At 53.2% G+C, this 13,263-nt stretch carries 12 protein-coding genes; 8 read left to right on the top strand and 4 right to left on the bottom strand.

Going from position 1 to position 13,263, the window contains the following annotated elements; all coding sequences use genetic code 11:
* The first annotated feature begins 214 nt into the window (after positions 1-214).
* The 5 genes from bglX to OGV94_RS08545 all read left to right on the top strand — a co-directional run bounded on the left by bglX (position 215) and on the right by OGV94_RS08545 (position 6,498).
* Positions 215-2,512: a beta-glucosidase BglX gene (gene bglX, locus OGV94_RS08565; RefSeq protein WP_100194589.1), complete on the top strand. Its 2,298-nt coding sequence runs from the start codon at positions 215-217 to the stop codon at positions 2,510-2,512.
* Positions 2,513-2,743: 231 nt separating this feature from the next.
* Positions 2,744-3,661, top strand: coding sequence for a glycine betaine ABC transporter substrate-binding protein OsmF (osmF, locus tag OGV94_RS08560; RefSeq protein ID WP_100194588.1), 918 nt, complete (start codon positions 2,744-2,746; stop codon positions 3,659-3,661).
* A gap of 15 nt (positions 3,662-3,676) precedes the next feature.
* The gene (locus OGV94_RS08555) at positions 3,677-4,843 is read left to right on the top strand and encodes an ABC transporter permease (RefSeq protein ID WP_275943481.1); all 1,167 of its coding nucleotides are present in this window, start codon (positions 3,677-3,679) and stop codon (positions 4,841-4,843) included.
* Positions 4,836-5,783 (top strand): ABC transporter ATP-binding protein, encoded by a 948-nt coding sequence (locus OGV94_RS08550; protein WP_123915549.1) that lies wholly within the window; start codon positions 4,836-4,838, stop codon positions 5,781-5,783. Before OGV94_RS08555 ends, OGV94_RS08550 begins: the two co-directional genes overlap by 8 nt.
* Entirely contained in the window at positions 5,767-6,498 is a 732-nt protein-coding gene (locus tag OGV94_RS08545; RefSeq protein WP_181634549.1) for an ABC transporter permease, read from the top strand. Before OGV94_RS08550 ends, OGV94_RS08545 begins: the two co-directional genes overlap by 17 nt.
* Here the strand turns inward: OGV94_RS08545 and OGV94_RS08540 are convergent.
* Together OGV94_RS08540 and mlrA are read right to left on the bottom strand one after the other, a co-directional pair.
* Entirely contained in the window at positions 6,479-6,586 is a 108-nt protein-coding gene (locus OGV94_RS08540) for a protein YohO (protein ID WP_003027354.1), read from the bottom strand. The two genes, OGV94_RS08545 and OGV94_RS08540, sit on opposite strands and share 20 nt — an antisense overlap.
* Positions 6,587-6,637: 51 nt before the next feature.
* Positions 6,638-7,369: an HTH-type transcriptional regulator MlrA gene (mlrA, locus tag OGV94_RS08535; RefSeq protein WP_043016933.1), complete on the bottom strand. Its 732-nt coding sequence runs from the start codon at positions 7,367-7,369 to the stop codon at positions 6,638-6,640.
* Between the two features lie 225 nt (positions 7,370-7,594).
* Between mlrA and OGV94_RS08530 the strand changes: the two genes are divergently transcribed.
* The 3 genes from OGV94_RS08530 to OGV94_RS08520 are packed head-to-tail and all read left to right on the top strand — an operon-like array spanning position 7,595 to position 10,513.
* Complete coding sequence (locus OGV94_RS08530) at positions 7,595-9,280, top strand: sensor histidine kinase (protein ID WP_043016932.1); 1,686 nt, start codon at positions 7,595-7,597, stop codon at positions 9,278-9,280.
* Entirely contained in the window at positions 9,277-9,996 is a 720-nt protein-coding gene (gene btsR / locus OGV94_RS08525; RefSeq protein WP_003840155.1) for a two-component system response regulator BtsR, read from the top strand. Before OGV94_RS08530 ends, btsR begins: the two co-directional genes overlap by 4 nt.
* Positions 9,997-10,042: 46 nt before the next feature.
* The gene (locus tag OGV94_RS08520; RefSeq protein WP_043017948.1) at positions 10,043-10,513 is read left to right on the top strand and encodes a YehS family protein; all 471 of its coding nucleotides are present in this window, start codon (positions 10,043-10,045) and stop codon (positions 10,511-10,513) included.
* Positions 10,514-10,557: 44 nt separating this feature from the next.
* On the opposite strand, the gene OGV94_RS08515 is transcribed toward OGV94_RS08520, so the two are convergent.
* On the bottom strand, positions 10,558-11,016 hold the full coding sequence (locus OGV94_RS08515) for a YehR family lipoprotein (protein WP_047410014.1): 459 nt from the start codon (positions 11,014-11,016) through the stop codon (positions 10,558-10,560).
* A gap of 210 nt (positions 11,017-11,226) precedes the next feature.
* Positions 11,227-13,260, bottom strand: a complete 2,034-nt coding sequence (gene metG, locus OGV94_RS08510) for a methionine--tRNA ligase (protein ID WP_286523078.1) — start codon at positions 13,258-13,260, stop codon at positions 11,227-11,229.
* Positions 13,261-13,263 lie beyond the last annotated feature (3 nt).

Here is a 13,263-nt window from a genome sequence, read left to right as displayed (position 1 = left end):
GGACTCAATATCAGGAACAAGCATAGCGCTTTGTATGACAATACGCTTTCTCATTCATAATGTCTCTGGTTCGTCTTCTACTGATTCGCGCTGGTTTTGAAAATTAGGAGAATAACCTTAGCTTTCTTTATCGCTCCCGTTTAGTCTTACGGCAAACTGCGGTTTTTGTTATATTTTCGCTGCCTCGTCGGGAAAAAATAAAGAGAGAATCAACATGAAATGGCTATGTTCTGTAGGTGTCGCGGTGAGTCTGGCGTTGCAACCCGCGTTGGCGGACACTCTGTTTGGTAACCATCCGCTGACGCCAGAAGCGCGGGATGCCTTCGTTACCGATTTACTCAAGCAGATGACCGTGGATGAGAAAATTGGGCAACTCCGTTTGATAAGCGTCGGGCCTGATAATCCGAAAGAAGCCATCCGCGAGATGATCAAAGACGGGCAGGTTGGGGCTATTTTTAACACCGTCACACGCCAGGATATTCGCAAAATGCAGGATCAGGTGATGGAACTCAGCCGCCTGAAAATCCCTCTCTTTTTTGCCTACGACGTATTACACGGTCAGCGTACCGTGTTCCCAATTAGCCTCGGTCTGGCGTCCTCCTTTAATCTCGATGCGGTCAGAACCGTTGGTCGGGTTTCTGCGTATGAAGCCGCCGATGATGGTCTGAATATGACCTGGGCGCCGATGGTCGACGTCTCGCGCGATCCGCGCTGGGGGCGTGCCTCAGAAGGATTTGGTGAAGATACGTATTTGACCGCCACAATGGGCAAAACCATGGTGGAAGCGATGCAGGGGAAAAGCCCGGCCGACAGGTATTCGGTGATGACCAGCGTTAAGCACTTCGCCGCCTATGGCGCGGTTGAGGGCGGCAAGGAATATAACACCGTCGATATGAGCCCGCAGCGTCTGTTCAACGACTACATGCCGCCGTACAAAGCCGGACTGGATGCTGGTAGCGGTGCGGTGATGGTAGGGCTTAATTCGCTGAACGGCACGCCAGCAACCTCGGATGCCTGGCTGTTAAAAGACGTGCTGCGCGATGAGTGGGGCTTTAAGGGCATCACCGTTTCCGATCACGGCGCGATTAAGGAACTGATTAAGCACGGCACCGCCTCCGATCCTGAAGATGCAGTGCGCGTGGCGATCAAGTCCGGCATCAACATGAGCATGAGCGATGAGTATTACAGCAAATACCTGCCGGGGTTGATTAAGTCAGGCAAAGTCACGATGGCGGAACTGGATGACGCCGCGCGCCACGTGCTGAACGTGAAATATGATATGGGGCTGTTTAACGATCCGTACAGCCATCTGGGGGCCAAAGAATCTGACCCGCAGGACACCAATGCGGAAAGCCGATTGCATCGCAAAGAAGCGCGTGAAGTGGCGCGTGAAAGTCTGGTGCTGCTGAAGAACCGTCTGGAAACATTGCCGCTGAAAAAATCCGCCACCGTGGCGGTTGTCGGTCCGCTGGCTGACAGCAAGCGTGATGTCATGGGCAGTTGGTCTGCTGCCGGTGTGGCCGATCAGTCGGTAACGGTGCTTACGGGGATTAAAAACGCCATCGGTGAGCAGGGTAAAGTGGTGTACGCGAAAGGGGCGAACATCACCAACGACAAAGGCATTGTTGATTTCCTCAATCTGTATGAAGAGGCGGTGAAGGTTGACCCGCGTTCGCCGCAGGCGATGATCGATGAGGCCGTTAACGCCGCGAAGCAGTCTGACGTCGTGGTCGCGGTCGTCGGCGAGGCGCAGGGAATGGCGCATGAAGCTTCCAGCCGCACCGATATCACTATTCCGCAGAGTCAGCGTGACCTGATTACTGCGCTGAAAGCCACGGGTAAACCGTTGGTTCTGGTGCTGATGAATGGGCGTCCGCTGGCGCTGGTTAAGGAAGACCAACAGGCCGATGCGATCCTTGAAACCTGGTTTGCCGGGACGGAAGGCGGTAACGCCATCGCCGATGTGCTGTTTGGCGATTACAACCCGTCAGGTAAGCTGCCGATGTCTTTCCCGCGCTCTGTTGGACAGATCCCGGTCTATTACAGCCATCTCAATACCGGCCGCCCATATAATGCCGATAAGCCGAATAAGTACACGTCGCGCTACTTTGATGAAGCGAATGGTCCGTTGTATCCCTTTGGCTATGGCCTGAGCTATACCACGTTCACGGTTTCTGATGTGAAACTCTCCTCCCCAACGATGAAGCGTGACGGGACAGTGACGGCCAGCGTGCAGGTGACCAACAACGGCAAGCGTGAAGGTGCGACGGTTATTCAGATGTATTTGCAGGATGTGACCGCGTCAATGAGTCGTCCGGTAAAACAGCTGAAAGGTTTTGAGAAAGTAAATCTTAAGCCGGGCGAAACCCAGACCGTAAGCTTCCCGATTGACGTTGAAGCGCTGAAGTTTTGGAACCAGCGCATGCAATACGATGCGGAACCGGGCAAGTTCAACGTCTTTATCGGCGTTGATTCCGCCAGAGTGAAGCAGGGCGAATTTGAGCTGCTGTAATTGATGAATAAAGCCACGCATCATGCCTGATGGCGTTACGCTTACCAGGCTGACTAAATAGAATCATCCGGCAAATTCACTTTGGGTTTGCCGGATTTTTTTATTTTATTATCGCCTTACCGCTAATAACTCTCAGTGTTACTACCCAATTGCCAGGTTAAGGCTTGATTTTTCGACTATGCTTTTTCCTCAAGTCTCTGAAAAGGGCCGCAAAAGGATGAGGAGTACAGCATGATAATCACAAAAGTATGGGTGGGCTCACTGGCGCTTTTAGCCGCGATAAGCTTACCCTTACAGGCCGCGTCACCCGTCACGGTCGGTTCAAAAATAGATACCGAAGGGGCGCTGCTCGGCAACATTATTTTGCAGGTGCTCGAAAGTCACGGCGTGAAAACCGTCAATAAAGTACAGCTGGGTACCACTCCGGTAGTGCGTGGCGCCATCACCTCCGGTGAGCTGGATATTTATCCGGAATATACCGGCAATGGGGCATTCTTTTTTAAAGATGAGAATGATCCTGCGTGGAAGAATGCGCAGGCCGGTTTCGACAAAGTGAAAAAGCTGGACGCAGAGCAAAATAAGCTGGTCTGGCTAACGCCTGCGCCCGCCAACAATACCTGGACCATTGCTATACGCCAGGATATCGCACAAAAGAACAAGTTAGAGTCGCTTGCTGATTTAGGCCGTTACCTGAAAGACGGGGGAACGTTCAAGCTTGCCGCCTCTGCGGAATTCATCGAACGCGCTGACGCGTTGCCTGCGTTTGAAAAAGCCTATGATTTCAAACTGAAGCAAAATCAGTTGTTGTCGCTGGCGGGGGGTGATACCGCGGTGACAATTAAAGCGGCGGCGCAGCAGACTTCTGGAGTCAATGCGGCGATGGCCTACGGCACCGATGGCCCGGTTGCGGCGCTCGGTCTGCAAACATTAAGCGATCCAAAAGGCGTCCAGCCCATTTATGCCCCTGCGCCCGTTGTGCGTGAATCGGTACTGAAGGACTACCCGCAAATGGGAGAATGGCTACAACCGGTATTTGCCAGCCTGGATGAAAAAACGCTGCAACAACTGAATGCCAGTATTGCCGTGGAGGGGCTGGATGCGAAAAAAGTCGCAGCAGACTACCTGAAGCAAAAAGGATGGGTGAAGTAACGGAGTTTGCAGCGGGTGGGTGTTTTGTCGAAAATTTCAGTAAATCGGGTGTTGCTGCTGCTGGTGCTTCTTACCTTCGCGGCGGCAGCGCTTCCTTTCATTAGCTATGCTCCCAATCGCCTGGTTTCCGGCGAAGGTCGTCAACTCTGGGATATCCGGCCCGACATGGCGTGGGGATTGGCGGTGGCTTGCTTGCTGCTGTTTCTTCTGTGCTTTGTACCGGGAAAGTCCGGCAATATATTGACGCTTGTTATTAGCCAGCTGTTGGTGATTGCGGCGCTGGTAACCGCAGGAGCAACGGCAACGTATCTGGCCCAGACCGGTAGCCCGCTGGCCAGAACCAGCCTGGGCAGTGGGTTCTGGTTGGGACTGGGGCTGATGCTGCTGGCCGCCAGTGACGCCATTCGTCGCATCACCGAACAGGCGTCATGGCGATGGCTGTTGCATGCGCAAATGTTTATTTTGCCGCTGGTGCTTTTGTTCTCCGGCACGTTTAGCGATCTTTCTCTGCTTAAAGAATATGCCAACCGTCAGGATGTCTTTAATGACGCACTGGCGCAACATCTGACAATTCTGTTCGCTACCGTGGTGCCCGCGATGCTCATTGCCGTGCCGCTGGGCGTCTGGTGTGCTTTTTCTGTCGCTCGCCAGGGGCCGGTATTCGCGGCACTGAATATCATCCAGACCATTCCCTCCGTCGCGCTGTTTGGCCTGTTAATTGCGCCCCTCGCCGGGCTGGTGAAGCACTTTCCGGTGTTGGGTTCGCTTGGCGTCGCCGGAACCGGTCTGACGCCTGCGCTTATTGCGTTGGTACTGTATGCGCTCTTACCGCTGGTTCGCGGCGTAGTGGCTGGATTGAATCAGGTTCCACGCGATGTGCTGGAAAGCGCCCGGGCGATGGGGATGAGCGCGCGGCAGCGGTTTATCTCGGTACAATTTCCACTGGCGTTGCCGGTCTTCTTGCGCAGCTTGCGGGTGGTCATGATCCAGACAGTGGGGATGGCGGTGATTGCCGCGCTGATTGGCGCAGGGGGATTTGGCGCGCTGGTCTTTCAGGGATTGCTCAGTAGCGCCGTTGATTTAGTTCTGCTGGGTGTGATCCCGGTAGTTGTGCTGGCAGTGTTGATTGATGCGCTGTTTGATTTAGGTCTCGCGCTGCTAAAGGTATCGAATAATGATTGAATTTCGCCATGTCAGTAAAACCTATGGTCAGCACAGGGCCGTCGATGACCTTAATCTGCAGTTAGGGGAGGGCAGCTTTTCGGTATTAATTGGTACGTCGGGTTCGGGGAAGTCCACCACGCTGAAGATGATCAACCGTCTGGTGGAGCATGACAGCGGGCAGATCCGATTTGCCGGGGAGGAGATCCGCAGCCTACCGGTGCTGGAGTTACGACGACGTATGGGGTACGCGATTCAGTCGATTGGTTTGTTTCCACACTGGACCGTTGCGCAGAACATCGCCACCGTACCACAGCTGCAAAAGTGGTCGCGCTCACGTATTGATGACCGAACAGATGAACTGATGGCACTGCTGGGTCTTGAGGCGAGTTTGCGTCACCGTTATCCGCATCAGCTTTCCGGCGGACAGCAGCAGCGGGTCGGGGTTGCGCGTGCGTTGGCGGCAGACCCGCAGGTGCTATTGATGGATGAGCCTTTTGGCGCGTTGGATCCGGTCACCCGCGGTGCGCTGCAACTGGAGATGACGCGCATTCACCGTCTGCTGGGGCGTACCATTGTGCTGGTGACACATGATATCGATGAGGCGCTGAGGCTGGCGGAGCATCTGGTTCTGATGGATGCAGGAAAGGTTGTGCAGCAAGGTGCGCCGCTGTCGATGCTGACTGCGCCAGCGAATGATTTCGTGCAAACCTTTTTTGGCCGTAGTGAACTGGGCGTAAGGCTGTTGTCACTGCGCACGGTAGGTGATTTTATCCGTCGCGGCGAACGCTCAGATGGTGAACCGCTGGTGGATGAGATGACGCTTCGTGATGCGTTGTCGGTGTTTGTGGCGCGCGGTTGCGAGGTTTTACCGGTTGTGACGCCGCAGGGGTTGCCTTGCGGGACGCTTCATTTTCGCGATCTGCTTTCGGAGATGCCGACCCGTGAAACGTCTTGCTGATCCGCTGCTTTGGCTGGTTGTCCTGTTCCTGATCCTGTTGGTCGGGTTACCGCACAGTCAGGCCCTGTTTAGTTCGCTGTTTCCTGAGTTGCCGCGACCGGTGTATCAGCAGGAAAGTTTTACGACGCTGGCGTTAAGCCACTTTGCGCTGGTGGGGATTTCAAGTTTTATCGCCGTCATCATCGGCACGGGGGCGGGAGTTGTGGTAACCCGGTCCTGGGGCGTGGAATTCAGGCCGATGGTGGAAACGATTGCCGCCGTGGGGCAGACTTTTCCTCCGGTCGCCGTGCTGGCAATCGCCGTACCGGTGATGGGGTTTGGGCTTGAACCCGCGATTATCGCGCTGATCCTGTATGGTGTGTTACCGATCCTGCAGGCAACGCTGGCGGGACTCGGCGGCATTTCTCCCAGCGTGATGGAGGTAGCCAGCGGAATGGGAATGAGTCAGAGCCAGCGGCTGCGCAAAGTGGAGTTGCCGCTGGCGGCGCCGGTCATCCTGGCGGGGATTCGCACGTCGGTGATTATTAATATCGGCACCGCAACAATCGCCTCAACCGTCGGGGCGAACACGCTGGGCACGCCGATTATTATCGGGCTTAGCGGGTTCAATACCGCTTATGTGATTCAGGGCGCGCTGCTGGTCGCGCTGGCGGCAGTGATAGTTGATCGCGGGTTTGAGCGATTAGCGAGCCGCCTTACCCGGCACGTAAAATGAATGTGTAGCCTGCCAGCATGACGCCGCCGATACCGCCGATAGCCATTAGCAGAAAGAGGGTGATAACACCGATTTTAGCTGCGCTCATTATGCACTCCTTATGTGAATTCAAGGATTGTACACGTTTGTTAATAGAATATTAAATACCGAGTGGATAAATATCGTGACCCAACGCGCGCCATTCGTTCAACTGTTGCTGCTGTGCGGGCGTTTGGCTCTCGCCGCACCAGACGAGTAAGGTTCGACCTTCAAACAACTCCGGTCGCAATTGGTTCAGCGAGTGGGCGAGGACGTCAACGCGCCATCCCTGCTGGCTGGCTACCCAACCCTCCAGCCATAAACGGGTGGTATCGTGAATGTTCCAGCCGACAACCAGGGCGTCTTTACCCTGTTTCTTGCGCGCCGAAGCCAGACAAATTGCGATGTAGTTGATGAGGACGCCGTCGAGGATCCCCAGTAACGCCTGCAGGATCGGCTGTTGGCATTGCAGGCGTCGGCGTAACGGAATGAACAAATGGGTGTTGAGCGTTTGTGCGGGATAATCCTGACCGCGCTCCTTGATCCACAGTCTGAGGCTATGCAAATTATTACTTTGCAAATAGCTCAATAGCGTCTCTTGTTGTTCGCGCCAGCCGTTATGGACATCAATGTTCTCATTGCTGAGCAGCATTTTTACCTTACTGACCTGAACGCCGTTGTTTATCCAGCGTTTTATCTCACGGATCCTGTCGATATCCGCGTCGTTAAACAGGCGATGCCCGCCGTCTGTCCGCTGCGGTTTGAGTAATCCGTAACGCCTCTGCCACGCGCGTAAAGTGACAGGGTTGATATCACAAAGCAAAGCCACTTCACCTATTGTGTAAAGCGCCATCGTCGTCTCACTTATGCTCGCGAGGTCCCAGTTTTACTTTAGACGCTCTTTTGCGAACCAGGTAGTTTTGTCTGTTTTTTGTTCAACGAATGGGTGAATTTGTAGTCATGCTCGCGCTTTCGAGTGATCGTTCTCACAAATTCCTTTTTTTTTGCAACACTTCAAAGAAAGTTACGCGCAGCCCATGTATGTTACGCGCTTTTAAGTGATATGTGGTTGGCGGGTATGTACGAGTTTAATCTGGTGTTGCTGCTGCTTCAGCAGATGTGTGTGTTTCTCGTTATCGCGTGGCTCATGAGCAAAACGCGTTTGTTTATCCCGCTGATGCAGGTCACGATCCGGCTCCCGCATAAGCTGCTTTGCTATGTCACCTTTTCCATTTTCTGCATTTTGGGCACCTATTTCGGGCTGCACATTGATGATTCTATTGCCAACACCCGTGCTATCGGCGCGGTGATGGGCGGGCTGCTTGGCGGCCCGGTGGTTGGCGGTTTAGTCGGCCTGACCGGCGGCTTACATCGTTATTCCATGGGAGGAATGACGGCGCTCAGTTGCATGATTTCAACCATTGTGGAAGGTTTACTCGGCGGGCTGGTGCACAGCGTACTCACCCGTCGCGGTCGCACCGATAAAGTCTTTAGCCCACTGACCGCGGGGGCTATTACCTTTGTTGCCGAACTGGTGCAGATGCTGATCATCTTGTTAATTGCTCGTCCGTTCGATGACGCGTTTCGACTGGTCAGCAATATCGCCGCGCCGATGATGGTGACTAATACCGTGGGCGCGGCCCTGTTTATGCGTATTTTGCTCGATAAACGGGCGATGTTTGAAAAATATACCTCCGCTTTTTCCGCCACAGCGCTCAAAGTTGCTGCTTCCACGGAAGGTATATTGCGCCAGGGATTCAACGAGGTTAACAGCATGAAGGTTGCCCAGGTGCTGTATGAGGAGCTGGATATCGGCGCCGTGGCGATTACCGATCGCGAGAAGCTGCTGGCATTTACCGGTATTGGCGACGACCATCATCTGCCCGGTAAACCGATTTCCTCCTCGTACACCCAACGCGCGATAGAAACCGGCGAGGTGGTGTATGCCGATGGGAATGAAGTCCCTTACCGCTGCTCTTTGCATCCGCAATGTAAATTAGGCTCAACGTTGGTCATCCCTTTGCGGGGCGAAAACCAGCGGGTGATGGGGACTATCAAGCTGTATGAAGCCAAAAACCGTCTCTTTAGCTCGATCAACCGCACGCTGGGGGAAGGGATCGCCCAACTGCTTTCGGCGCAGATTCTGGCCGGGCAGTATGAGCGGCAAAAAGCGATGCTGACGCAGTCGGAAATCAAACTCCTGCATGCACAGGTGAATCCCCATTTTCTGTTTAATGCGCTCAACACCATTAAAGCCGTGATCCGACGCGATAGCGAGCAGGCCAGTCAATTGGTGCAGTATTTGTCGACGTTCTTTCGCAAAAACTTAAAGCGCCCGTCGGAGATTGTGACGCTGGCCGATGAAATTGAGCACGTTAACGCCTATCTGCAAATTGAAAAGGCGCGCTTTCAGTCGCGCCTGCAGGTGACCTTAACGGTGCCAGATGCGCTTGCTCATCAGCAATTACCCGCTTTCACCTTACAACCGATCGTGGAGAATGCCATCAAGCATGGTACCTCTCAGCTACTGGATACCGGGGAAGTGTCGATTACCGCCCGCCGCGAAGGGCTGTATCTGATGCTGGATATTGAAGACAACGCCGGGTTGTATCAGCCAACGTCTGAGGCCAGCGGATTGGGTATGAATCTGGTCGATAAACGACTGCGCGAGCGGTTTGGCGACGATTTTGGCATCAGCGTAGCGTGTGAACCTGACCGTTTTACCCGAATCACTTTACGACTTCCTCTGGAGGAACTGGCATGATCAAAGTGCTGATTGTCGATGACGAACCGTTAGCGCGGGAGAATCTGCGGATCCTGTTGCAGGAGCAAAGCGACATCGAGATTGTCGGGGAATGCTCGAATGCGGTGGAAGCCATCGGCGCGGTACATAAGCTGCGTCCGGATGTCCTGTTTCTTGATATTCAGATGCCGCGTATCAGCGGCCTGGAAATGGTCGGCATGCTTGATCCCGAGCATCGCCCGTACATTGTTTTCCTTACCGCCTTTGATGAGTATGCGGTGAAGGCCTTTGAAGAACACGCGTTTGATTATCTGCTCAAACCGATTGAAGAAGCGCGGCTGGAAAAAACGCTGATCCGTTTACGCCAGGAGCGCACCAAGCAGGATGTATCACTACTGCCCGAGAATCAGCAGGCGCTGAAGTTTATTCCGTGCAGCGGTCATAGCCGAATTTATCTGCTGCAAATGGATGATGTGGCGTTTATCAGCAGCCGTATGAGCGGCGTGTATGTGACCAGTAGCGATGGTAAAGAGGGGTTCACCGAACTGACGCTCAGAACGCTGGAAAGTCGTACTCCTCTGCTGCGCTGTCACCGGCAATATCTGGTGAATATGGCGCAATTGCAGGAGATCCGTCTGGAAGATAACGGTCAGGCGGAGCTGATTTTGCGTAACGGCCTGACCGTTCCGGTAAGCCGCCGTTATCTTAAAAGTCTAAAAGAGGCGATTGGACTGTAAAACTGGTACACTGCGCGCCATTGCATCACCGACAGTTGAAGGCTCTATGCTAAGTAACGATATTCTTCGTAGCCTGCGCTACACCCTGAAAGCGAACAATAACGACATGGTGCGTATTCTTGCGCTTGCTGACATGGAATCCACCTCCGCAGGTTTCGATACCTGGATGACAAAAGAAGATGAAGACGGGTTTGTGCGCTGCCCGGATATCATTCTCTCCGGTTTTTTAAACGGACTGATTTATCATCTGCGTGGTAAAGATGATTCTGCGCCGGAACTGGCGCTTGAGCGTCGTGTTAACAACAATACGGTACTGAAAAAGCTGCGTATCGCCTTTTCGCTGAAAACCGATGATATTCTGGCCATTATGACCGGGCAGAAGTTTCGTGTGTCGATGCCGGAAATCACCGCCATGATGCGCGCGCCGGACCATAAGAATTATCGCGAATGCGGCGATCAGTTTCTACGTTATTTCCTGCGAGGTTTGACCTTCCACGTGCATAACGCGAAGTCTTAAAGCGTAAAGCGGGCGACCACGATGAATATCGGGTCGCCGGTGGTTTACTTCACTTCTTTAAAACCCGCCGATTCCATTACCGTTTGCATTTGCTTCATGCTGATGTTTTTATCGGCATTCTCAGAAAGCTTCATCCCGGAAATTGCCTGCAATGCTTTTATATCAACTTTTTCCATATCGATAGTGACATTTTCCTGCGCGTAGGTATCTGTATAGCTGAGCTTTTCTTCTATACCAGCGATATTTTGATATTTAGCGCTCAGCGCGTCGAATACTTTCGCGGCTTCTTCTTTATTGCTGGCGCCGATCGATGCATAGCTGATTTTACTTTCGGAGATCTGTTTCAGAACCTTATCGCCTTTATAGGTGTAAGAGACGGTAATATCCGAACCGTTAAGGTTGGCATTAAAGGTTTTTGTCTCTTCTTTATCACCACATCCCGTCAGAGAAAAAACGACAACCGACGCAGCGACAAGTGAAACTAATTTTTGAAACGCTTTCATGTAAAACTCCATTTCATGAATGTTGGATGCTAAATAATAGCGCCAATGAATTTGATGGGACCGAACGGCCTTAATAGCAGAGCAGTATAGAATAAATCTAATCGCGTTGGCTGAGCAGTCCGAAAATGGAGTGAGGCAGTGTGTTTAAGATTAGGGATAAAATCATTCAGCAAAAAAAGCGCTGCAGTTGCAGCGCTTGAGATGTCTGATTTACTTCACCTGTTGGCCAGGTTTTGCGCCTTCGTCCGGGCTTAACAGGAAGATATCTTTCCCGCCAGGACCTGCCGCCATTACCATCCCTTCAGAAATGCCGAAGCGCATCTTACGAGGAGCCAGGTTAGCAACCATAATGGTCTGGCGTCCAATCAGGGTTTGTGGATCCGGATAAGCAGAACGAATGCCGGAGAAGACGTTACGCTTCTCGCCGCCGAGATCCAGCGTCAGACGCAGCAGTTTGTCGGAACCTTCCACGAATTCAGCGTTTTCAATTAGCGCCACGCGCAGGTCAACTTTGGCGAAATCGTCAAAGGTGATGGTTTCCTGAATCGGATCATCCGCCAGCGGGCCGGTTACCGGTGCGGCAGCGGCTTTCACTTCTTCTTTCGATGCTTCCACCAGCGCTTCAACTTGTTTCATGTCAATGCGATTGTAGAGCGCCTTAAAGGTGTTGACCTTGTGACCGAGCAGCGGCTGCTCAATGGCATCCCAGCTCAGTTCGCAGTTCAGGAACGCTTCCACACGTTCAGCAAGCGTTGGCAGAACCGGCTTCAGGTAAGTCATCAGCACACGGAACAGGTTGATACCCATGGAACAGATCGCCTGCAGGTCGGCATCGCGGCCTTCCTGTTTAGCCACGACCCACGGGGCTTGTTCGTCAACGTAGCGGTTTGCCACGTCGGCCAGCGCCATGATTTCACGGATAGCTTTGCCGAATTCACGACTTTCCCACGCTTCGCCAATCACCGTTGCGGCGTCGGTGAAGGTTTTATACAACGCCGGATCGGCCAGCTCAGCCGCCAGAACGCCGTCAAAACGCTTAGCGATAAAGCCCGCGTTACGTGAAGCCAGGTTGACCACTTTGTTAACGATATCGGCGTTTACGCGCTGGACAAAGTCTTCCAGGTTCAGGTCGATGTCATCAATGCGTGAAGAAAGCTTCGCGGTGTAGTAGTAGCGCAGGCTGTCGGCATCAAAGTGCTTCAGCCAGGTGCTTGCCTTAATAAAGGTGCCGCGAGATTTGGACATCTTCGCGCCGTTCACCGTCACATAACCGTGTACGAACAGATTGGTCGGCTTACGGAAATTGCTGCCTTCCAGCATGGCAGGCCAGAACAGACTGTGGAAATAGACGATGTCTTTGCCAATGAAGTGATAAAGCTCGGCGTCGGAATCTTTCTTCCAGTACTCTTCAAAACTGGTGGTGTCACCACGCTTATCGCACAGGTTTTTGAATGAACCCATGTAGCCAATAGGCGCATCCAGCCAGACGTAGAAGTACTTGCCTGGCGCATCCGGGATTTCAAAACCGAAGTACGGGGCATCGCGGGAAATATCCCACTGCTGCAGGCCGGACTCGAACCATTCCTGCATTTTGTTGGCAACCTGCTCCTGTAACGCGCCGCTGCGCGTCCAGGCCTGCAGCATCTCGCTGAAGGACGGCAGGTCAAAGAAGAAGTGTTCGGAGTCGCGCATTACCGGCGTCGCGCCAGAAACGACGGATTTCGGCTCGATAAGTTCGGTCGGGCTGTAGGTTGCGCCACAGACTTCACAGTTATCGCCGTATTGATCCGGTGATTTACATTTCGGGCAGGTGCCTTTAACAAAACGGTCCGGCAGGAACATGCCTTTTTCCGGATCGTAATGCTGGGAGATTGTACGGTTCTTAATAAAACCGTTCTCCTTCAGGCGCGTGTAAATCAGCTCAGACAGCTCACGGTTTTCTTCGCTGTGCGTAGAGTGGTAGTTGTCATAGCTGATGTCAAAACCTGCAAAATCAGTCTGATGCTCCTGACTCATTTCACCGATCATCTGCTCTGGCGTGATCCCAAGCTGCTGCGCTTTCAGCATGATTGGCGTGCCGTGTGCGTCGTCCGCGCAGATGAAGTTAACCTGGTGGCCGCGCATTCGCTGGTAACGGACCCAGACATCAGCCTGGATGTGCTCCAGCATATGGCCGAGGTGGATTGAGCCGTTGGCGTACGGCAGTGCGCACGTTACCAGAATTTTCTTCGCGACTTGAGTCATAGT

Origin of the sequence: Citrobacter sp. Ce006 (assembly GCF_030336535.1) — a bacterium.
Taxonomy (GTDB): domain Bacteria; phylum Pseudomonadota; class Gammaproteobacteria; order Enterobacterales; family Enterobacteriaceae; genus Citrobacter; species Citrobacter europaeus.
Note: the sequence above shows the minus strand (reverse complement) of the source record. Positions and strands in the feature narration are given on the sequence as shown.

Excerpts from the sequence above, each read along its gene's own strand:
- bglX (WP_100194589.1), top strand. The coding sequence starts at position 215 with ATGAAATGGCTATGTTCTGTAGGTGTCGCGGTGAGTCTGGCGTTGCAA.
- osmF (WP_100194588.1), top strand. The coding sequence starts at position 2,744 with ATGATAATCACAAAAGTATGGGTGGGCTCACTGGCGCTTTTAGCCGCG.
- OGV94_RS08550 (WP_123915549.1), top strand. The coding sequence starts at position 4,836 with ATGATTGAATTTCGCCATGTCAGTAAAACCTATGGTCAGCACAGGGCC.
- OGV94_RS08540 (WP_003027354.1), bottom strand. The coding sequence starts at position 6,586 with ATGAGCGCAGCTAAAATCGGTGTTATCACCCTCTTTCTGCTAATGGCT.
- mlrA (WP_043016933.1), bottom strand. The coding sequence starts at position 7,369 with ATGGCGCTTTACACAATAGGTGAAGTGGCTTTGCTTTGTGATATCAAC.
- OGV94_RS08530 (WP_043016932.1), top strand. The coding sequence starts at position 7,595 with ATGTACGAGTTTAATCTGGTGTTGCTGCTGCTTCAGCAGATGTGTGTG.
- btsR (WP_003840155.1), top strand. The coding sequence starts at position 9,277 with ATGATCAAAGTGCTGATTGTCGATGACGAACCGTTAGCGCGGGAGAAT.
- OGV94_RS08520 (WP_043017948.1), top strand. The coding sequence starts at position 10,043 with ATGCTAAGTAACGATATTCTTCGTAGCCTGCGCTACACCCTGAAAGCG.
- OGV94_RS08515 (WP_047410014.1), bottom strand. The coding sequence starts at position 11,016 with ATGAAAGCGTTTCAAAAATTAGTTTCACTTGTCGCTGCGTCGGTTGTC.
- metG (WP_286523078.1), bottom strand. The coding sequence starts at position 13,260 with ATGACTCAAGTCGCGAAGAAAATTCTGGTAACGTGCGCACTGCCGTAC.